Source organism: Pseudovibrio sp. Tun.PSC04-5.I4 (assembly GCF_900104145.1).
Taxonomy (GTDB): Bacteria; Pseudomonadota; Alphaproteobacteria; order Rhizobiales; family Stappiaceae; genus Pseudovibrio.
The window spans coordinates 3062663-3082542 of sequence record NZ_FNLB01000006.1 but is presented as its reverse complement, the minus strand read 5'-3'; the positions used below and the strand labels follow the sequence as shown (position 1 = coordinate 3082542).

General features: G+C 50.4%; 20 protein-coding genes. 10 read left to right on the top strand and 10 right to left on the bottom strand.

Annotated features, from left to right (window positions below; genetic code table 11):
* Window positions 1-56: 56 nt before the first annotated feature.
* The 3 genes from BLS62_RS19575 to ftsE form a co-directional block, all read right to left on the bottom strand.
* Window positions 57-764, bottom strand: coding sequence for a YdcF family protein (locus BLS62_RS19575; RefSeq protein ID WP_208990971.1), 708 nt, complete (start codon window positions 762-764; stop codon window positions 57-59).
* A gap of 101 nt (window positions 765-865) precedes the next feature.
* The gene (locus tag BLS62_RS19570; RefSeq protein WP_208990970.1) at window positions 866-1945 is read right to left on the bottom strand and encodes a cell division protein FtsX; all 1080 of its coding nucleotides are present in this window, start codon (window positions 1943-1945) and stop codon (window positions 866-868) included.
* Complete coding sequence (gene ftsE / locus BLS62_RS19565) at window positions 1938-2597, bottom strand: cell division ATP-binding protein FtsE (protein ID WP_093184287.1); 660 nt, start codon at window positions 2595-2597, stop codon at window positions 1938-1940. The genes BLS62_RS19570 and ftsE overlap by 8 nt, the downstream gene beginning before the upstream one ends.
* Window positions 2598-2919: 322 nt before the next feature.
* Between ftsE and BLS62_RS19560 the strand changes: the two genes are divergently transcribed.
* The 3 genes from BLS62_RS19560 to BLS62_RS19550 are packed head-to-tail and all read left to right on the top strand — an operon-like array spanning window position 2920 to window position 4834.
* The gene (locus BLS62_RS19560) at window positions 2920-3885 is read left to right on the top strand and encodes a zinc-ribbon domain-containing protein (protein ID WP_093184282.1); all 966 of its coding nucleotides are present in this window, start codon (window positions 2920-2922) and stop codon (window positions 3883-3885) included.
* The gene (gene hpt / locus BLS62_RS19555; RefSeq protein ID WP_093184276.1) at window positions 3882-4427 is read left to right on the top strand and encodes a hypoxanthine phosphoribosyltransferase; all 546 of its coding nucleotides are present in this window, start codon (window positions 3882-3884) and stop codon (window positions 4425-4427) included. Before BLS62_RS19560 ends, hpt begins: the two co-directional genes overlap by 4 nt.
* Window positions 4428-4441: 14 nt before the next feature.
* On the top strand, window positions 4442-4834 hold the full coding sequence (locus BLS62_RS19550) for a response regulator (RefSeq protein ID WP_093184272.1): 393 nt from the start codon (window positions 4442-4444) through the stop codon (window positions 4832-4834).
* A gap of 135 nt (window positions 4835-4969) precedes the next feature.
* Here the strand turns inward: BLS62_RS19550 and BLS62_RS19545 are convergent, their stop codons facing one another.
* Window positions 4970-5788, bottom strand: a complete 819-nt coding sequence (locus BLS62_RS19545; protein WP_093184267.1) for an alpha/beta fold hydrolase — start codon at window positions 5786-5788, stop codon at window positions 4970-4972.
* A gap of 94 nt (window positions 5789-5882) precedes the next feature.
* Between BLS62_RS19545 and BLS62_RS19540 the strand changes: the two genes are divergently transcribed.
* Window positions 5883-6152, top strand: coding sequence for an ArsR/SmtB family transcription factor (locus BLS62_RS19540; protein ID WP_208990969.1), 270 nt, complete (start codon window positions 5883-5885; stop codon window positions 6150-6152).
* 93 nt (window positions 6153-6245) lie between these two features.
* On the opposite strand, the gene BLS62_RS19535 is transcribed toward BLS62_RS19540, so the two are convergent.
* The 4 genes from BLS62_RS19535 to argH all read right to left on the bottom strand — a co-directional run bounded on the left by BLS62_RS19535 (window position 6246) and on the right by argH (window position 12118).
* Window positions 6246-8891, bottom strand: coding sequence for a TIGR02302 family protein (locus BLS62_RS19535; RefSeq protein WP_093184258.1), 2646 nt, complete (start codon window positions 8889-8891; stop codon window positions 6246-6248).
* Between the two features lie 96 nt (window positions 8892-8987).
* Entirely contained in the window at window positions 8988-10259 is a 1272-nt protein-coding gene (gene lysA / locus BLS62_RS19530) for a diaminopimelate decarboxylase (protein WP_093184254.1), read from the bottom strand.
* Between the two features lie 48 nt (window positions 10260-10307).
* A complete protein-coding gene (locus BLS62_RS19525; protein WP_208990968.1) occupies window positions 10308-10559 on the bottom strand; it encodes a lipoprotein in 252 nt (83 codons plus the stop codon).
* 158 nt (window positions 10560-10717) lie between these two features.
* Window positions 10718-12118 (bottom strand): argininosuccinate lyase, encoded by a 1401-nt coding sequence (gene argH / locus BLS62_RS19520; protein ID WP_093184249.1) that lies wholly within the window; start codon window positions 12116-12118, stop codon window positions 10718-10720.
* Between the two features lie 29 nt (window positions 12119-12147).
* Here argH and BLS62_RS19515 point away from each other — a divergent pair, with 29 nt between their 5' ends.
* Window positions 12148-12813, top strand: coding sequence for a thiol:disulfide interchange protein TlpA (locus tag BLS62_RS19515; protein ID WP_093184244.1), 666 nt, complete (start codon window positions 12148-12150; stop codon window positions 12811-12813).
* Window positions 12814-12895: 82 nt separating this feature from the next.
* Here BLS62_RS19515 and tesB read toward each other — a convergent pair whose 3' ends face one another.
* Window positions 12896-13777 carry an acyl-CoA thioesterase II gene (gene tesB / locus BLS62_RS19510; RefSeq protein WP_093184239.1) on the bottom strand — a complete coding sequence of 294 codons (882 nt, stop codon included), beginning with the start codon at window positions 13775-13777 and terminating at the stop codon, window positions 12896-12898.
* A 111-nt stretch (window positions 13778-13888) separates the two neighbouring features.
* Between tesB and BLS62_RS19505 the strand changes: the two genes are divergently transcribed.
* From BLS62_RS19505 to cls, 4 genes are all read left to right on the top strand, one after another.
* Window positions 13889-15133: a ubiquinone biosynthesis hydroxylase gene (locus BLS62_RS19505; protein ID WP_093184234.1), complete on the top strand. Its 1245-nt coding sequence runs from the start codon at window positions 13889-13891 to the stop codon at window positions 15131-15133.
* A 38-nt stretch (window positions 15134-15171) separates the two neighbouring features.
* The gene (locus BLS62_RS19500; protein WP_093189257.1) at window positions 15172-16023 is read left to right on the top strand and encodes an SDR family oxidoreductase; all 852 of its coding nucleotides are present in this window, start codon (window positions 15172-15174) and stop codon (window positions 16021-16023) included.
* Window positions 16024-16115: 92 nt separating this feature from the next.
* Window positions 16116-16427, top strand: a complete 312-nt coding sequence (locus BLS62_RS19495) for a YrhK family protein (RefSeq protein WP_093189254.1) — start codon at window positions 16116-16118, stop codon at window positions 16425-16427.
* 62 nt (window positions 16428-16489) lie between these two features.
* Entirely contained in the window at window positions 16490-17920 is a 1431-nt protein-coding gene (gene cls / locus BLS62_RS19490; protein ID WP_093184227.1) for a cardiolipin synthase, read from the top strand.
* 88 nt (window positions 17921-18008) lie between these two features.
* Here the strand turns inward: cls and BLS62_RS19485 are convergent, their stop codons facing one another.
* Window positions 18009-19163: an MFS transporter gene (locus tag BLS62_RS19485; RefSeq protein WP_093184223.1), complete on the bottom strand. Its 1155-nt coding sequence runs from the start codon at window positions 19161-19163 to the stop codon at window positions 18009-18011.
* Window positions 19164-19342: 179 nt separating this feature from the next.
* Between BLS62_RS19485 and BLS62_RS19480 the strand changes: the two genes are divergently transcribed.
* A complete protein-coding gene (locus tag BLS62_RS19480; protein ID WP_093184219.1) occupies window positions 19343-19873 on the top strand; it encodes a TspO/MBR family protein in 531 nt (176 codons plus the stop codon).
* The last annotated feature ends 7 nt before the right edge of the window (window positions 19874-19880 follow it).

Sequence of the window (19880 nt, the reverse complement as noted above, 5' to 3'; positions counted from 1 at the left end):
CACAACCATTTCCGCATGGCACTCTGCCAAGGCAAATAAAATTTCATCTCACGAATTCAAGAGGACCGATTTACAGGAAATCCGATACCCAGCTCAACCCGCAGCCGAACGACGATATACTTCACATATTCACGCAGGAGAAGCGTTGTTGTTGAAGAACTTTCGTACCACCGCTCCAAATCCAGCTCTTTATGGTAGACAGGGTTAGGATAAAGCTCAACTTTAGGCAGGCGAACTTGTAGTTCTGCCAGTGCTCTAGGCATGTGGTAGGCGCTGGTTACGACAAGCAGAGAATTAAAATCATTTTCTCGCACCCAATTGGCTGTTTCCTCTGCATTGCCGATCGTATTTAGAGCTTTTCGGTCCAAATCGACACAGCAATCAAACAACCACATGCGCTTTGAGTTCAATCGCGCAATCTGTTTTGCGCTGGTCGCAGGATGAACGCCAGAAATCAAAAGCCGCTTTGCGCTTCCAACTTCAAGAAGGTCCAAGCTTTGCGAAATTCGGTCACGGCCACCGGTGAGAACGACAATGCCATCAGCATGTTTAGGCGTCACAGTTTGAACCGCGGGCTGCAGAACTTCCACAAACCAAAGAAAGCCGGCCACAAAGGCCACACATCCGAACAAGACCAGGAGCGAAAAAGTTCGAGCGCTGCGCACAACAAACAACCTGATGCCCACACGTTTTTTCATGCAACCAACCATCGCCTCTTGCTCTCTTGAAGCTTCAGCATTTGCTGTTGTTTCGCGAGTAATCAACAATAACTCCATATTGTGACGTATAGGATCACCGCCACAAGGCGAGGTATGTTCTTTCCACTTACATACCAGATTTTCAGAAAAATGAAAAAATCAGTTTTCTAACCCATGTTTGCAAGGTGTCTATGCACGGCAAGGCGCGAGGTCAAGGCTGTCAAAACAGCTACCAGCCCCACAACGGCAATAATTCCCAGGTATCCGACAGCACTTACATTCACCGAACCAAACAACGCTTGAACCTGATTTCCTCCTACGGAAATCTCATCTGAACCACCGAAGAATCCGATAAGTAGAAAACTGATCGAGGCAATAGCACCGCCAATTACGCCTCCTTTGAGGCCGAGCAACAGAAAGTGCCGCTGAAACTCGGAGGCAATAAAGCTGACCTCCGCACCAACAAAGTGCAAAACCTCAACCACATCCTTGTTTCCAGACATGGCTGCCTGCGTCGCAAAGATAACCGAAAGTACCATGGAAAACAGAACAAGGACCAAAATGCCAAACCCGACAAAAACCGCAGTATTGGCCATAGCAGAAAGTTGACGGTTCCACACACGGTGGTCATCAACAGAGGCAGCACGAATATCCTGCTCAATCTGTGCTTTCATTTCAGCAAGGTTCAACAGTTCCGGATCACTGATCTGCACCAGTACCAAACGGGGGATAGGAAGGTCTTCCAGCACCAAACCCGCGCCAAGCCAAGGTTGAAGCAGTTCCTTGGTTTCTTCATCAGAAAGTGCGCGCGCATCCCCTATTCCGGGAAACTCACGAACCAGCGCCAGCGTTCGGTCAATCTCCTGCAGCATATTAACGCCATCTACCGGGCGGATCTGAACAGTCACTTCCCTGACAAGCTCACTGGTCCAGTCATTGGCAGCATCATTGACGATAGAAACAAAGCCAACCGTAAGGCAGGCCAAAAAACTCATAATGGCAACAACAAGCATCAGCGCCTGACCAGAGATCGCCTGAGGCGGCACAATCGGCGCTGATTTGCGTAATCGTCTTAACTTTAGAGATTTTTTCGGTCTTGCCGCTTTGGGATTCTTTGGCTTTCCAGTGGGCCGAGAAGGCTTGCCGCGCACCGGAGCCTTCTTTGCTCCTGCACTCTTGGTTTGTCCGCCACTCGGAGAACCTGACGCCGTCATAGGCGGTTCTGTTCTTTGCTGATGATCAGTCATGTACAGCCAACCGCCCATCGTTGAGAACCAGATGTCGAGCTTCAACCTGTTCCAGCAAATGAAAGTCATGCGTTGCGATCACAACAGATGTCCCCAGCCGGTTCAGCTCAATAAACAAACGCAGCAAACGGCGCGCCAGTGGAGGGTCCACATTACCTGTGGGCTCATCTGCCAGCAAAACTTCAGGGCGTGTAATCAACGCACGGGCAATTGCAGCACGCTGCTTCTCCCCACCAGAAAGAACAGGAGGAAGCACATGCATCCGCTCACCAAGCCCCACCCATTTCAACAGATCTTCCACATCCGGGCGGTATTCAGCCTCATACTTACCAGCAACACGGTGCGGAAGCGCCACATTCTCATAGGTTGTGAGGTGATCCAGCAAGCGGAAGTCTTGAAAAACCACACCGATCCGACGGCGCATAGACGGCAACTCATTTTTGGCAATCCTCGTCGTGTCCTTGCCGAAGACAGAAATAAGTCCGCGTGTTGGTCTCATGGAGAGGAAAAGCAAACGCAGTAAGCTCGTCTTGCCAGCACCGGAAGGGCCGGTGAGAAACTGAAAGGACTGCGGCTCAATGGAAAAGGTTAAATCCCGAAGCACTTCGGGGCCCATTCCATACCGAAGTCCCACATTCTCAAAGCGTATCACCGAAAATTCCCCTACCAGATGTTAAGTTTTAACCTATCAGAACATTGAGGCTAAACTCGTGCAAATCACTCTAAAAAATATCTTTCCCGCATTCAAATTTCTACTGCACTTACTCTCATAAATTTAAGCAGTTCACCCCACTGGATATCCCCTGAATAAATTAACACTTCATTAAGTATATAGATGTCCTCTTGCCCTTAGAGATTTAAGTCTAGACATTCAAACTGACTTGAAGCTTCCATGTTATGAGCTAGTCAGAATCAGACAAATTGGATACTCCAAAACGCCTTACGCTTATCTGGAGGCTCTAGGATCACGCTCGATGAAAATTATTTGCCCGCAATGTAAGACAGCCTACGAGATCCCAGCCGACAAAATCGGTAGTACAGGCCGAAAAGTAAAGTGCGCAAGCTGTGAGAATATCTGGCAGGTCACTCAGGAAGACGAGAAAAAATCTTCTGAAGATCCGGATCTGCAGCCAGAAGTACACAGCAATTCAACCTACCAAAACGTGCAGAGAGAACCTGATTTTTCTAAAAGCTTTGACGAAAAAGAGCTGACTGATCCCAGTATAGCTGCTTCAAAGCACGAAGCATTTTCTGAAGACGATTTAGCGCCCCGCGCATCAAAAAATATAGATAATTCAGATATTTACGATGGTGACTCCGCGGAAAAAAAGTCATCAACCAGCACACACGATGCCTATAAATCCGCTGAAGAGCCCGCTTCAGATAAGAAGAAGAGCCAAGATGCGGACAAAGGCTCTGATGCATCCTCAAAAAGGCGCGAACGACGATCCGGAAAAAAATCCAAGTCATCCCGCAAATCAGGTGTTATAAGCGCGAAAGGCCTGCTGGGATCGAGCCTTCTTGCTGCGTCCATTGTCCTCTGTTTTGCAGCAGTACAATACCGTGAACAAGCGGTAAGAATGTTCCCCGATTTGGCTGGTCTTTACCAGTTGGCTGGTATGACCGTTAACCTGCGTGGTCTTGTATTTAAAGACATAAGAACCTTCCGAGAAGTAGACGACGGGTCTGTCGTTCTGGTCGTGGAAGGAACTGTAGAAAACATTACAGGGAATGAGACGTTGATTCCGGCCATAAAGCTGGCATTGCGCTCTCAGGACACACAGGAAATACACGCCTGGGTAGTTGAGCCACGAGAAGACAGGCTTGCACCAGGTGATAGAACCCGGTTCAGAGCTCGGCTAAATAATCCGCCAGAGCGAGCCGCCGACATTCAATTGCGTTTCGTAGAGCGCCAGAAAAAAAGAGCGAGCATTAGATGACCGGTATTCCGGAAATCCGCGTGCTGTTTGATGAAGAAGCAATTGCGGTGCGTGTAGACGCAATCGCAAAAGCGATCTCACAGGACAATCCACACGACCTACTAGTTGTTGCGGTGCTGAAAGGAAGCTTCATTTTTGCAGCTGACCTTGCCCGTGCATTACACAGAGCAGGTTCCGCTCCGGAAATGGAATTTTTACACCTTTCGAGTTATGGAAGAGGGACGGTGTCGTCAGGTGAGGTAAAAGTCCTCCGCGATATCGAAAGCGATGTGACCGGAAGAGACGTCATTTTGGTAGATGACATTCTTGAATCCGGGCGCACTCTTAGGTTTGCAAGCGATATGATTGCCAAGCGTGGCGCGAAGTCTGTTCGGGTAGCTGCACTCCTGGACAAACCGGGCCACCGGATGGCTGACATTCAATCGGACTACACTGGGTTTGAATGCCCAGACAAATTCGTTGTTGGCTATGGCATGGACATGGGGCATGCATGGAGACAGTTGCCATTCATCGGCTACGTGCCGCAGGAAGGTGACGCGTAAAAAGGGGAGCTACGATGGCTCACATACTTCTAACGGAAGACGATGATGCAGTCCGCGCCTTTGTAAAACGCGCATTGGAGCTGGACGGGCACAAAGTAACAGCCGTGGAAGATGGCGCCGAAGCCGCTCTGGTTTTGCTTCAACAGCAAGGCAAGTTCGACCTTCTCCTCTCTGACATCAAAATGCCAGAGATGGACGGGATTGAGCTTGCGATGCAAAGCAGCCAACGCTACCCCGGCCTGCCAATTCTCCTCATGACTGGGTACGCTGATCAGCGTGAACGGTCTGAGGAAGTCGGCAAATGCGTAAAAGACGTTCTAACCAAGCCGTTTTCACTGGTTGAAATCCGCAAGGCAGTCTCAGCTGCGCTTGCCGACGAAAACTCAGAGAAAACTGCCGTCGCTTAAGTCTTTGGCACATCCATAAGAATTTTGAACGCGATCACTCCTATCGAGCGATCGCGTTTTGTGTTTTTGGAGGACATTTTCCAAAAACAGTCGGGTCCAACATCTCAGATGACGGCAACAAAGACCAAGCGGCCATCAAGCTTCCGTAATTTGGTTCAGAACTGCTGCTATGATGGCTTCCGGTCTATCCTCTTGAACAAGATGTCCGGAACATGGAACCGGAACACATGGGCGATCTGAAATCAACGCAGCTAAGCTCTCCCCTTTCTCATAAGGGATCCATGTGTCATTTTCACCCCATAGTACTGTAACCGGGCAATCCAAAGTACTATATGATGCCTGAATTTCCTCGGTGAACTTTTGGTCCATTTGCGCAATCTGGCGATAGAAAGCTGGCTGACCAACAGGCCCAAGCCATGGAGCACAATAGAGATCCATCGCTTCATCGGACAAGGGATTATGCACAGCTGTCTGCAAATAGGCCTTCAAAAGCGCACGGTGCATGTAGTCGGGCATGCCAGAGAATCCTTCTTCGTGCTTTCGTACGTGCTGTACGAAAGGCGACCCCCAAGGAACTAAGGCAACAGCATCGAAAATCGTTAGGGAGGCGTAACGCAGTCCGTCGAGGTAATAGGCTCGAAGGGCGGTGGCTCCGCCGAAATCATGTGCCAAAACGTCAGGTCGATCAAAACCCCATTCCTTAAACAAGGCTACCATAACCTTGTTCTGCATCCCCAGAGAAACGTCTTGACCCTCTCGCATCTCAGATTGCCCATAACCCAACAGATCAAAGAAATAGACAGTTCGCCGGTCCGCAAGCTGGGGGACAATCCTGCGCCATACTTGCGAAGAAAACGGTGTACCGTGGATGGCAACCAAAGGCGGGCCAACCCCAATTGTCCCCCACTTAACAATGTTACCCTCAATAATTGACTCAGATGATAGTTTCAGCATAGATACGACTCACATTGATAGTTAGCTAAATGACAATATGATTGGTAATATGGATCGGTCAACTCAAATCAAAGCGATGGCAAGTGAAACTCGAATGCGTATTCTGAGACTTCTGGCCGAAACTGAACAACACTTTGCAGAACAGTGGTCTGCGGATCCGGTGAAATTTGGGGTGTGCATGTCTCTAATTGCAGAAGCATTGGGCGTGGCCCAGCCCACTGCAAGTCGGCATTTGGATATCTTAAAGCGAGCAGGGTTTATTTCAGTTCAAAAACACCAAAAGTGGTCTTATTGCAAACGTGACGAGGTGGTGATCCAAGATTACCTTGCGTGGTTGAAGCAAGAACTTTCAATAGAAGTATAACTCTGTTGGGCTAATCCTGCAGTCGGCTGAAGAGTGGTTCGACGACCTCCTCTAGTGCAGCTTGCTACATTCCCACTTCATCGCCCACACCCCCTAATACCGCTTCATCAGCCGTTCCAGATAGTCCAGCTCCAGTTGCGGACGGTCCGGGTCTGAAAGACGTCTGCGCAGTTCCTCTATAATTTTGCGGGCTCGCTGGACTTCGATCTCATCCGGCACTTTCACCTGACTGCCAAACTCCGGCCCTTCCACACGCCGCATACGGCCAAGTGGATCCTCGTTCAGCGGTGAGTTTGTCGCCTGACCACGGCCACCACCCTGCCCTGCGAGCTGCTCTGCCAGCGCTTGCGCACCCTTGCGCATGGATTCCACGGCCTGACCTTGATCAGTGACCGCTTCACCCGCTTGCCGGGCTCCCAGCGCGTCTCCAGCTTCATCCATTGAGTTGCCTGCACTATCCAGATCCTTATTTTGCTTGGCCCCATTGTTGGCCATGCCATCCAGAAGCTTCTGCAATTTATCGGAGAGGTCACGCTGTTCTTTTTGCAATTGACGGAAAGCCTGCTGAGCTTGCTCTTTGCTTCCTTCACCACCGTTTTGCTTTTTATCCTGATCGCCATTCCTACGGTTAGGACGTTGCTGCTGAGCATTTGGATCAAACTTGTGCGTCTCATCCATGAGATTCCGCTGTTGTTCGATCATCTCACCAAGTTCTTCCAAAGCCTGCATCATCTGGCGCTGTTGCTCACTTGGCGGAGGCTGTTTCTGAGCTTGCTGCATATTCTCCAGCATCTGCTGCATTTGCGCCAAAAGCTCTCGTGCAGCTTCCAAGGAACCCGTTTTTGCAAGCTCTTCCATACGCCGTAGCATGTCATCCAAATCGCGAGGCGTGATCCGCTGGGAGTTCTCATCCATCGGCATCTGGCCAAGTTGTTGCGGATTTTCCCTCATCTGCTGTGCCATAGATTTGAGATATTCATCCAACGCCTTGCGCAAATCGCCCATCAGCGCTGCAATTTCCTGTTCGGACGCCCCTTCCTCCAACGCGCGGCGCAACGCCTCTTGCGCTTCTCTCAAAGCTCGCTCTGCAGCAGAGAGGCCACCATCTTCAATGGTCAGCGCCACGTTCCAAAGCACATCAAGCATCGCCGTCAGTTCTTCATCGGAGTTAGAAATGGTCAGCTCGTTGTAAGCCATGCGCAGCGGCAAATAAGAGCCGGCATCGTTGATAAACCGTTCGGGCACGATCATCAGCATATCCAGCGCATCAATCACTTGCGGCAGTTGCTCCGCATTCATCGCCAAATTGCGACGCTGCTCTACAATGGCCCGTGCCAGTGGTTTGTTGAATTTCCGTTCTGGGAGTTTGATGTAAACCGGCTGGGAGCGCCCTTCCTGCTCGGCCTCATCTCTCGCAACAAGGACCAAAGCAACTTCGGAACCTGCCCATGGATGCGCCGTCAAATCCTGAAAGGTCTGCCCCACAGCCATCTTCGCATCTTTGGGCGGGAGGCTCAGGTTAAATCGAGGCGCCTCAACCAATGAACGACCGTTCTTCTCATTCCCGTCCCCACGGCGAACCTTGTCCATAACAGCTTCGGCAGAAACAACGCGGTAATCATCTTGAACCAGATACGTCAGCTTTAAGCTGCCGGATAACTGCTCCTCAGGATCATCAAACAAGCGAATGCGCGGTGGTAAATCGGGTTTAATCGCGATCTTCCACGAATACTTCGGATTATCATTTTGCAGGATTTGAAGTCGCCCGCTGGCCTTTAAGGGAAACCGCCACTCAGTTGTTTGAGCCTCTTTTGCCATATCACCCGCGCGAGATTGCACCCGCTCCGGTTCCAAAACGACCTGACCACGCGAGGAGAAATAAACAACCGAGAAACTGCCTGTTCCCTGCGCCCGAACCAGCACCTCACTGCCGTTTGCAATGGACAACGCATCCTGGCTATCACGCAACTGGTTGGCATCCCCGCTTAGAAAAACAGGCGCTTCGCCCGTATAAGCTGGGGGGGTTACCCAGGCATCAATCCGCGCAGGCAACGCTGCGCCGCTGGACTGCAGCTGAAAAGGGGAAAGCAAACTAGACCATCGGTTCGCATCCGAAACGGAGTAACCAACAACAAGCAACATCGCCGCAAGAACGCGCAGACCATAAGGGTCTTTCACAAACGCACGCGATTGAATACTGCCAACACGAAGGTTTTTTAAGCGCTCTCGCAACCGCTTTTGAAAGGCAGACCACAAGGCAAGCGCCTGCTCGTCCTCCATACCCGTCGCTTGCTCATCCTTATAGGAGAGCAAAGGCCTGTGAGGTAATCCGCTAGCAACCTCAACCCGGTGAAGCCCTTCCGCCTCACTTGGCACCCTCAGCCACAAGAGCGGGTAGCAACTCCATATAAAAACCGCGAGGAAGAGGATGGATCCAAAAGCAGAGCCACCAAAACCGAAAAACTGCCAAAGACCCAAAAAGCTGACTGCGACATAGAACGTTGCAACAATGAGGGGAATTTGGATGGCTGGCCAGAGTTGCTCCCAATACAGGAACAGCCGTGCCTTAAAAGCCAAGCGTCTCAATCGGTACTGTAATTTCTGAGAAAACAGGGACTGCCAAACCAGCGAAAAACCAGCGGGGTCGCCATGACTCTTTTTATGCTCTCGCAGCTCACTTTGTGAAGCTACGACACCTTTTAGATTTTTATTGCCGCCATTCTCATTCTGATGCGTCACAAAAGCCTCGCTAATCGCCGCCTGCTTTTTCTTTTTAGCATACGGCGATTAACGTATATCGACAATCTGGCAAACCTAAGGGGCTTCTATATAGGGTTAAGCCTTTTCAACCCAGTTAGGCACCACGTCTTGATTCAGTAACTCATCATAGCTTGGACGCTGGCGGATGATCGCAAACTTGTCACCATCAACCAAAACTTCGGGCACCAACAAACGGGTGTTGTAGGTGCCAGATTGGGTCGCGCCATAAGCACCACAGGAATAAATGGCCAGCAGATCCCCTTCCTCAAACCGCGGAATTTCGCGGTCACGAGCAAGGTAATCACCAGTCTCGCAAACCGGGCCAACAATATCTCCCATCATGGTCTCACCGTTGTGGCGCTCTTCGCTCACAGCGCCAATATCATGGTGCGCTTCATAAAGGGTTGGACGGATCAGATCGTTCATCGCTGCATCAACAATGACGAAGTTCTTGGCTTCACCTTCTTTACGGTAAATCGTTTCGGTAACGAGAATACCCGCATTTCCTGCAATCAAACGACCCGGTTCAGTGATGAGCTTCACCCCAAGACGCTCAATATGTTTGCAAACAATTGCAGCGTATTCCGTTGGCAAAGGCGCTTCAATACCGCTACCGTAAGGAATACCCAAACCACCACCAACATCAAGATGTTCAATTTCGATACCATCTTCGCGCAGCAGCAAGATCAGTTCACCAAGGCGGGTAATCGCGCTGTCAAATGGCTCAAGATGCGTGATCTGCGACCCGATATGCATATCCATGCCGGCAATTTTGAGGCCTGGCAATTTCGCAGCTTCATTATAAACAGCGCGCGCCCGATCCCAAGCAATACCAAACTTATTCTCGGCCTTACCGGTAGAAATTTTAGCGTGAGTTTTTGCATCAACATCCGGGTTGATGCGCAAAGAAATTGGCGCGACCTTACCCATTTCAGAAGCAACCTGAGACAAACGCTTCAGCTCAGGTTCGGATTCCACGTTGAAGCACATTATACCCGCTTCAAGCGCAAACCTCATTTCCTGACGCGTTTTGCCAACACCAGAAAATACAATCTTGTTTGCAGGAATACCCGCCTTCAACGCACGACGAAGTTCCCCTTCAGAAACAACATCAGCCCCAGCGCCGAGCTTTGCCAACACCATCAAAATGGCAATATTGGAATTCGCTTTCATTGCGTAGCAAGTCAGATGATCTAGCCCATCAAACGCACTATCAAAAACCTTGAAGTGGCGTTCAAATGTTGCGCGGGAATAACAGTAAAATGGAGTACCAACTTCTGCTGCTATTTCAGGCAGCGCAACATCTTCAGCGTGAAGCACGCCCTGTTTAAAATCAAAGTAATGCAATGTAAGTCCTCTGCGCCGGTTTCAGCCGGTCAGGCTGCAAAAACCAGTCTAAAAATTGAAGTCGTCATCTTCACTGTCCGCACCGATCAACGGATCCAGGAACAAACTCTCGTCTTTGTCACCCGGAATTTGCGGAACAGGTGCATCGTTAAGGGCTGGAGTGCCATCAGCATCCGCCTGAGCTTGACGTGGTGAATCCAAATTTCCTTTCCGCCCACACGCGGAAACGCTCAAACCAAGAGCGATAATGGTGAGGCCAATCAGAAGTTTGGAACTACGGCTTTTTGTAATGTCTGTCATGCCTTGCAAGCTCATTCTTGTCTGCTCCAGAATTGGATGATCTAACCAAACATAGGTATTATGGTCCATGCAGCCCAAGCACGACGCACTTGGGCCGATTCTCTGCATCATTTCTGCACTGGAACACCAGTGACTGCAAGATCATCCGAGGAACAGACTTACTTTTCCGTCTTCTGTTCACGTTCCAGCTGTTTCAGCCAACGACGCGCCTGTTTGCGCACATTCACAGGGCTGGTACCGCCGTAAGAAACGCGACTACGGACGGATTTATCAACGGAAAGAACGCTATAGACATCATCTGTGATGTTCGGCTCAACGCTTTGCATCTCAGCAAGCGTCAGGCGGTGAAGATCAACACCCTTGTCGACAGCCATCTTAACAAGTGCGCCAGTCACATGGTGCGCATCACGGAAAGGCATACCAACAGCACGCACACACCAGTCAGCCAGATCCGTCGCTGTGGAGTAACCAGAACCAGCAGCTTTCTTCAGCACTTTCACGTTTGGCTCAAGATCGCGCATCATGCCGGTCATCGCAGCAAGCGCGAGGGAAAGGTTCGCCAGCGCATCAAACGCCTGCTCTTTATCTTCCTGCATGTCCTTGGAATAGGTCAGCGGCAAGCCCTTCATCATCACGAGAAGAGAGGTTAGAGCACCGTAGATACGACCTGTCTTCGCACGAACAAGCTCGGCAGCATCCGGGTTCTTTTTCTGCGGCATGATGGAAGAGCCGGTCGAAAATTTGTCGGAAAGCTTGATGAAATCAAACTGAGAGGAGCACCAGATCACGATTTCTTCGGCAAGGCGAGATAAGTGCATCGCGCAGATGGATGCATCAGCCAGCGCCTCAATGGCAAAATCACGATCCGCAACACCATCCAGAGAGTTCGCGGTCGGGCGGTCAAAGCCAAGCGCAGCAGCTGTCATCTCACGGTCAATCGGGAAAGACGTGCCAGCAAGCGCAGCACAGCCAAGCGGGCTCTCATTCATACGCACGCGTGCGTCATTCAAACGAGAGCGGTCACGAGAGAACATTTCAACATATGCCATCAGGTGATGACCAAATGTCACCGGCTGAGCCGTTTGCAAATGTGTAAAGCCGGGCATCACAACCGCAGCATGTTCCTCAGCTTTCTCTGCAAGCGCCAGCATCAGATCTGTGACCTGCCCTTCAAGATCGTCCAAAGAGTCGCGTACCCAAAGGCGGAAATCTGTGGCAACCTGATCGTTACGGGACCGAGCTGTATGAAGACGACCAGCGGTCGGACCGATCAATTCTGCAAGCCGCGATTCGATATTCATATGAATATCTTCTAGCGCACGAGAGAAGGTGAACGTCCCCCCTTCGATCTCTGACAGAATTGTGTCTAGACCCTGAGCTATCTTTTCGGCATCTTCTCCGCTAACGATGCCCTGTGCAGCCAACATGCTAACATGAGCCTTGGATCCGGCTATGTCTTGTCGGTAGAGCTTGCGATCAAAATCAATGGAAGCGTTGATCTCTTCCATGATTGCGTCTGGCCCTTCCGCAAAACGGCCCCCCCACATGCGGTTGCTCATGTCTAGCCTCATTATGATTTGGGTTTAAAATGAAGAAGTTGACAGTTACAAGAAAGTTTAGCCTCGGAAAAGGGCTTATTGCTGCATTCGCAGGAATTGTGGTTGTAACCGGAACGGTTTGGGCGTTGAATTCTCAAAAAAGTGAGGCTCCTCAAGCCCTCGCCTGCTCTTCTTCAATGAATACAGCAAAAAATCTCAAGGGTTTGACCACAGGCGAAATGGCCTCGTTTCTGCCTGCAGAGAAGCCTTTGAAGCTGACAGAGCTAAAATTCGATGATGCTGAAGGCAATTCAGTTAGTATGGCAGACCTGAAAGGCACCAAGCTTCTCAACCTCTGGGCTACATGGTGCGCTCCATGCCGAAAAGAGATGCCTGACCTTGATAGGTTGCAGCGTGAAGCTGGCAGCGAAGATTTCAATGTTGTTGCTGTGAATATGGATCGTGGTGAAAACAATCCAAAACCGCTTAATTTCCTGAAGGAGATCGGCGTAACGGACTTGGCATACTATTCAGACCACACCATGGATACATTCAACAATCTGCGCTCCAAAGGCAAAGCACCCGGCCTGCCAAGCACAATCATGATTGGCGAAGATGGCTGTGAGATTGGAACAATGTTTGGCCCAGCTGACTGGGCCTCTTCAGAGGCTCTGACGCTCATAAATGCAGCGCTGGCTGGACAGAAACAAAAGTAATCTGACCTGATGAACAAAGATTAGAGCGCATCGCGTTTAATGCGAAGCGCTCTAAGATCGCAAAGAGCTGGCGCGATTTACTCTAGCCTTTACCCGGAACCGGACGCTCTCTCATTCTCATCAGACCTTCCTGCACAGCAGAAGCGATGAGCACGCCGTCTCGCGTATACAAACTGCCACGGCTAAAGCCGCGACCACCAGCTGAGCGCGGACTATCCTGCGTATAAAGCAGCCACTCATCAAACCGGAAATCACTGTGGAACCACATGGCGTGATCCAAACTCGCGACCTGCAGTTTTGGCATGAACACGTTAATGCCATGCGGGAACAGCGCCGTATCCAGCAAAGTCATGTCTGAGGCATAGGCCAGAACACATTGGTGAATGCGCGGATCATCCGGCAACTTCGAAGCAGCGCGAACCCAAACATGCTGGACAGGTTCCAGCTTTTTCCGCGCAAAAAACTGCGTCAGATCAACAGGACGAAGTTCAATAGGTCTTTCTCTCTTCCAATATTTCTGCACTGGCTCAGGTGCCTTGGAGATGATTTCCTCCGAAATCTCAGAGACCGGCAACAGATCTTCCGGCATTGGCACATCCGGCATATCAATCTGATGCTCCATGCCGGTTTCTACCCGCTGAAAAGAAGCAGACATGGCAAAGATCGCATGACCATGCTGGATCGCCACAACCCGCCGTGTCGTAAAGCTTCCGCCATCACGAATACGATCCACCTCGTAAATGATGGGGATGGTTGGATCGCCGGGCCGCAAAAAGTAACCATGCAACGAATTTGCCTGCCGGCCTTCTGCAACAGTTCTGGAGGCGGCGACCAAAGCCTGACCAATAACCTGCCCGCCAAATACGCGTTGCCATCCGCTTTGTGGGCTCAATCCCCTAAAGAGATTTTCCTCCAGTTTTTCAAGATCCAACGTATCCAGCAGATTTTCAACAGCCTTCGTCATTACCGACTAACCCATTTTGTGGTGATTTAGATTGCATGTGAGTAGTGTGGCGCTATATCGGTAGTGTCAACGGTAAATTGGGCTAACTGAACGAGTACAGGGATGAGTTCTATGAGCAATACCAAACAGGCTGCTACTGAGGATCTGTACGACGTCGCGATCGGCGGTGGCGGGTATGTAGGGCTTTCACTGGCGCTTGCTTTGAAGCAATCAGAACCTTCTATGAAGGTTGCACTGATCGATCTTCGGCCTCGCTCAGCCATTGAAAACGACCCACGCTCCTCGGCCATTGCAGCTGGTGCAGTTCGCATGCTCACCCAACTTGGTATCTGGGATCAATTGGAAGATGAAGCCCAGCCGATCACCGAAATGATTGTGACGGACAGCAAACTGCATGACAGCACCCGCCCTGTTTTCCTGACCTTCGAGGGCGATGTTGATGAAGGCGAACCCTTTGCTCACATGGTTCAGAACAATCATCTGGTTGGCGCGCTGCATGACGCTGCCAAGGATGAAGGTGTTCACATCATCGCACCGGAAATGGTGACCGATTTTGCCGTTGAGCCCAATCAGGTTCAAATCACACTCGGCAATGGCAAAACCATTCAATCTAAAGTTCTCATTGCTGCTGATGGTGTTCGTTCCAAACTGCGTGACCTTGCAGGCATCCATTGCAATCGCTGGAGCTACAATCAAAGCGGCATCGTCACCACAGTTGCGCACGAACGCCCACACAATGGCCGCGCAGAAGAGCATTTCCTACCGTCCGGTCCTTTCGCGATCCTGCCATTGAAGGGAAACCGCTCTTCTATCGTCTGGACGGAAAAGACCGCTGAAGCCAATCGCTTGGTCAACGGCGACGAATTCACCTTTGAGATTGAACTTGAGCGCCGCTTTGGTCATCACCTTGGCGAACTAAAGCTTGATGGTCCACGTCAGGCCTTCCCGCTCAACCTTGTTCTGGCCCGCTCGTTCGTCTCCAACCGCTTCGCACTTGCTGGCGATGCGGCGCACGGCATCCACCCGATAGCAGGCCAAGGCCTCAACTTCGGCTTCAAAGACGTTGCAGCCCTCACGGAAGTGTTGGTGGACGCACACCGCCTCGGCCTCGACATTGGCGCAGCGCACATCCTTGAGCGCTACCAAACCTGGCGCCGTTTCGATACATGGCAGATGGGCATGACCACCGATGTGCTGAACCGCCTGTTCTCCAACAACATCGATCCTATTCGCGCCGTCCGCGACATCGGTCTGGGCCTCGTTGAGCGTATGCCGTTCTTGAAGAAGTCCTTCATTGGAGAAGCCGCTGGCATGGCTGGCCCTTCCCCCAAGCTCCTCATGGGCAACGCGATTTAAACCGCAACGACCACGACCCGTAAAAAATGAGCACCTACGTGACAGATAAACGTTCCATCCTCATCACCGGGTGCTCCACCGGTATCGGCTACGCCGCTGCTCATATCCTGAAAGACCGAGGCTGGCAGGTTTTCCCAACCTGCCGCAAGCCTGAGGACGTAACACGCCTGCGCGACGAAGGTTTTGACGCGTTTCAGCTGGATTATTGCGATTCCGAATCGATCCAGTGCGCACTTGAGTCAGTTCTGGCAATTACAGATGGTCGCCTTGACGCGCTGTACAACAACGGCGCTTATGGCCTGCCGGGTGCTGTTGAAGATTTACCCGTAGAGGCTCTTCGCCGCCAGTTTGAAACCAACCTGTTCGGCTGGCACGATCTGACCCGCCGCATCATTCCAATCATGCGCAAACAAGGTCATGGCCGCATCGTTCAATGCTCCTCCATCCTCGGCCTTGTCGCTATGGATTATCGCGGCGCCTACAACGCAACCAAGTTTGCGCTGGAAGGCCTGACAGACACAATGCGCCTTGAGCTCTACGGCTCTGGCATACAGGTTAGCTTGATCGAACCGGGTCCGATTCAATCCGAGTTCTCCAAAACTGCCGTCAAAATGTTTTATGAGGAAATTGGCGAGGACGCGAAGAACAAGTCCCACTTCCGCGAAAGCTACACGCGCAGGCTTTCAATGCTCTCCAAAGGCGGCACCACAAAGTTCAAACTCCCGCCAGACGCAGTCGTAAAAAAACTCATCCACGCTATCGAGGCTCCCACTGACAAAGCCCGTTATTACGTAACCGTTCCAACCTACATAATGGGTGCATTGCGCCGCATTTTGCCAACCTTCATGGTAGACATGATATTGCGAAGGTCGGCGAAGTCGGAGGAGTAATTGGCAAGACAACCCGCAATTATTACACCATACTCCCAGCGCCATTTATCAGGCGCGCTCTGGTTTCACGTCCCTGACAAATGAGTTACCCCATGGCATTATTTCATCCAGACAACAGCACAATGAGTGAACGACATAAACAGATTTATGCGTATTGCGAGCTCGCCTATACCGTTGTTGATTTTTCTGCAGCGGCCTTATTCGTAGTTGGCAGTATTCTCTTTTTTAAAGAGGCGACCACCTATTTCGGGACATGGTTGTTTTTGATTGGCTCAATTTTATTCGGATTTCGCCCAACAATTAAGCTCTTTCGGGAAATTGCATATATCCGCCTTGGGAAATATCAGGACCTGCCTGAAGGTACTGAGAATAATACGGGTTGGCTAAACCCCGATATGAAGTGAATCTATAAAGCACGCTCGCCAACAACCAACCCAGAGCAAGATTTTAACACAGCCGAGTCCAAATGACCTTCATTCTAGTTTTCCATATTCTTTTAGTTCTCACGTTTACTATTCGAATTTTGCTGCGAGATGATTTGTCACCACCGGTTCGCCTCGCATGGTTCATCGTTTTGAACGTGCTTCCCTATGTCGGTGTCGGGGTTTATTTCCTGTTTGGAGAAACGGATCTTGGACATCGTGCAGACAAACGCCACAAAGAGATTTTTGATGAGATCCATGAAAGTGCAAGACAGTTCATGGGCACGCGAGCTGATATTGATTGCTTAATCACCCCGGAATATCAAAACGGTTTCCATTATGCTGGCTCAATAAATGGCTTTTATCCAGTTGCTGGAAACAACGCCAAACTCATGGAAGATGCCACAGCTACTCGCGATAGCATGATAACAGACATCGATGCCGCACAGGATTATGTGCATGTTCTCTATTACATCTGGCTAAATGACCACACGGGCACAGCACTCGCCAATGCTTTGATTAGAGCAACCCAGCGCGGGGTCGTATGCCGTGCAATGGCAGATGGCCTCGGCTCACACAATCTCATTAAATCGCAGCTATGGGAGAAGATGAAAGAGGCCGGCGTTCAACTGGCTGTCGCTTTGCCACTAGACAAACCGGTCCGAACACTCCTAACCAGCAGACTGGACCTGCGCAACCACCGAAAAATTACGATTATCGACGGGAAAGTAACCTACTGCGGCAGCAGAAACTCAGCTGATCCAGAATTCCTAGTCAAAGCCAAATTCGCTCCCTGGGTCGACATCATGCTTCGCCTGACCGGGCCCATTGTGACCCAGAACCAGCTTCTGTTCATAAGCGATTGGATGCAAGCAACAGGTGAAAAGCTAAATGACTTTGAGTTGAAGTCAGAACCGGTGCAAGAAGGGTTCCCAGCACAGGTGATGGGCGATGGCCCAACGGAGCGCAAAGGAGCAACACCTCAACTCTTTGCCTGCCTTATTGCGACCGCACGTTTCGAGCTCACACTATCGACCCCCTACTTTGTCCCCGATGAAACTGTTCTGGAAGCATTGCGTGCTGCAGCATATCGAGGCGTAAAGGTCACTTTGATTTTTCCAAAGGTCAACGACAGCTGGATCGTGGCAGCCGCAAGTCGCAGCCACTATTTCAAACTTCTGGAGGCCGGCTGTGATCTCTTTGAATTCAAAGGCGGTCTATTGCACGCCAAGACACTCACAATGGATAAGAAGATCACTTTGATCGGCTCTTCAAATCTGGATCTGCGCAGCTTCGACCTAAACTACGAAAACAACATTCTGTTGCAAGACAATGCAATAACGAGCTCTGTTTTGGGACGACAACAGCAATACCTCGACAGTTCAGATCAAGTCTTTTTTGAAACAGTTTCCGGTTGGTCGTATCTCAAGCGAATAAAAAATAACGTCATCGCAACAGTTAGCCCAATCTTGTAGTCCTGCAGCCATTCAGTACAAAGCTAAATACAAGCACAATCTGGGATAGATCCTGCCAAAACTCCAACTAAGCTCAAGTTTCTCCCTGTCATTCCCGCTTAATCAAAGACCGGCTCATGATCAGGCTGAGGGCCAGTGCAGGCAGCAGCAAAATAAATCCACCTTGAATGCCGAGATGATCTGCAGCGTAGCCAATGACCAGCGGGCCAACAAGGAAGCCGCCTAGCGCAATTTGCGTCATCAAACCAACATTGATCGCAGCAGAGCGGCCCGGCTTTTGGGCGGCCGCTGTCACAGCCAGCGGGAATCCGCCAGAAACACCAAGCCCCACCAGTCCAAATCCGAGCAGCGAAATCATATAGGATGACGAGACAATAAGTATTCCCACGCCAACCAACGCGATAACACAAATTCCAGCCGCAGCGACCTCAACCGCAACACGGGTGCGCAGCCAGTCTCCTGTCAAACGACCAAAGGTCACCATCATCGCAAACGCGCTGTAAGCGATACCGGCATACCATGCGGATAAACCAAACAGGTCAGTCACATAAATCGCGGACCAATCCGCAATTGCGCCCTCAGTCATTGTAATGCCAAACGCAAAAAAGCAAACCGCAATCAACGCGGTGCTCGGCATCTGAAAACCGTCTTTGGATTTTTCGGCAACATCCGGCTCTCTTCCCTCATTCAAACTGTAGGAGGTGAAAACAGCGGGCAAAAGCGCGATGCCACTCACCATCAAAATGCTCTCGGACGGCCCATACCCAGCCCATGAGAAGCCGGCGCTGATCAGGCTTCCGACAAGTACACCAAAACTCCACAGCCCATGACAGCCAGACATAATAAGTTGGCCACTTTTCCGCTCGGTCTTATCTGCAATCACATTCATGCAGAGCTCAACAAAAGCCAGCGCACCGCCCACCAAAGCCAGATACACAAAGAGCTGGACAATTGATTCCGCATAGGTCGGAAGCGGCATCAGGCAAATGAACGCAAACAGACCAGCGACCAAAAGTTGACGAGTGCCAAACTTTTCCGTCAGCCGTCCGGCAAACATCAACATGAACAGCAAGCCAACCGGCATACCAACCAAGGCAAGCGCAAACTGCCCGTCAGTTGCCTGCACCCGTTCCTGTATTTCTGCAATTCGTGGAAACCAAGCGCCAAGCGCAATAGGTTGAAGAAAGAAGACGCCGCGAATAAGATTCACATCGCGCGCACCAAGCAAGGCTTGTTGAGTCATGAAATAAGCTTTTAAGAGAGAAACGACTGGTATAAATATCTATCGTGATATTTTAGAAAAAAGCAAGGCGCGTAGAAAACCTAACGCTTTACGTCAGTCTGGCGTAGCCTAACAACGCAGATCAACGCATAAAAACGCAAACCAACGCGTCCCTATGTATAGCTTTATAAGGATTTTCCGTGCCCTTTAGCGACACCACAAAAGCAAAACTTAGAAGCCGAGTTGTCTGGAGTCGCCTCGTTGGATGGGGACTTTTATGTTACGCAACAGCAGCTTACGGCGGCATCGTAACCACTCCGGCTATCCCGGAATGGTATTCCTCGCTCAATAAACCATCATTTCACCCACCCAACTGGGTTTTCGCACCAGTTTGGTCTGTGCTTTACACATTACTCAGCGTAAGTGTATGGTTAGCAACGGAATTTCGGAGTGATCCTGTAGAAACCAAGGCAACACGAAACGCCAAAATAACAATCCAGATTACATTCGTTATTCTATTGTTTTTAAACGGAATTTGGTCCTGGACATTTTTCGGGCAACAAAATCCGCCGATTGGCCTGATCGTACTTATCCTCCTGCTTGCAATAAGCTTATTCACCTTCCGCCTGTTTTACAAATCCCAGGTTTACGCAGCTTGGCTATATCTCCCCTACCTCCTTTGGGTTAGCTTTGCAGTCATACTGAATATCTCTATTGTGGTTTTAAATTAGTCCCGCA

What these genes read in the sequence shown, in the direction of transcription:
- cls (WP_093184227.1), top strand. Translation starts at nt 16,490, where the DNA reads ATGACCTTCATTCTAGTTTTCCATATTCTTTTAGTTCTCACGTTTACT.
- BLS62_RS19505 (WP_093184234.1), top strand. Translation starts at nt 13,889, where the DNA reads ATGAGCAATACCAAACAGGCTGCTACTGAGGATCTGTACGACGTCGCG.
- BLS62_RS19570 (WP_208990970.1), bottom strand. Translation starts at nt 1,945, where the DNA reads ATGACTGATCATCAGCAAAGAACAGAACCGCCTATGACGGCGTCAGGT.
- BLS62_RS19560 (WP_093184282.1), top strand. Translation starts at nt 2,920, where the DNA reads ATGAAAATTATTTGCCCGCAATGTAAGACAGCCTACGAGATCCCAGCC.
- BLS62_RS19485 (WP_093184223.1), bottom strand. Translation starts at nt 19,163, where the DNA reads ATGACTCAACAAGCCTTGCTTGGTGCGCGCGATGTGAATCTTATTCGC.
- tesB (WP_093184239.1), bottom strand. Translation starts at nt 13,777, where the DNA reads ATGACGAAGGCTGTTGAAAATCTGCTGGATACGTTGGATCTTGAAAAA.
- argH (WP_093184249.1), bottom strand. Translation starts at nt 12,118, where the DNA reads ATGAGCAACCGCATGTGGGGGGGCCGTTTTGCGGAAGGGCCAGACGCA.
- hpt (WP_093184276.1), top strand. Translation starts at nt 3,882, where the DNA reads ATGACCGGTATTCCGGAAATCCGCGTGCTGTTTGATGAAGAAGCAATT.
- BLS62_RS19525 (WP_208990968.1), bottom strand. Translation starts at nt 10,559, where the DNA reads ATGACAGACATTACAAAAAGCCGTAGTTCCAAACTTCTGATTGGCCTC.
- BLS62_RS19515 (WP_093184244.1), top strand. Translation starts at nt 12,148, where the DNA reads ATGAAGAAGTTGACAGTTACAAGAAAGTTTAGCCTCGGAAAAGGGCTT.
- BLS62_RS19545 (WP_093184267.1), bottom strand. Translation starts at nt 5,788, where the DNA reads ATGCTGAAACTATCATCTGAGTCAATTATTGAGGGTAACATTGTTAAG.
- BLS62_RS19550 (WP_093184272.1), top strand. Translation starts at nt 4,442, where the DNA reads ATGGCTCACATACTTCTAACGGAAGACGATGATGCAGTCCGCGCCTTT.
- BLS62_RS19495 (WP_093189254.1), top strand. Translation starts at nt 16,116, where the DNA reads ATGGCATTATTTCATCCAGACAACAGCACAATGAGTGAACGACATAAA.
- BLS62_RS19540 (WP_208990969.1), top strand. Translation starts at nt 5,883, where the DNA reads ATGCGTATTCTGAGACTTCTGGCCGAAACTGAACAACACTTTGCAGAA.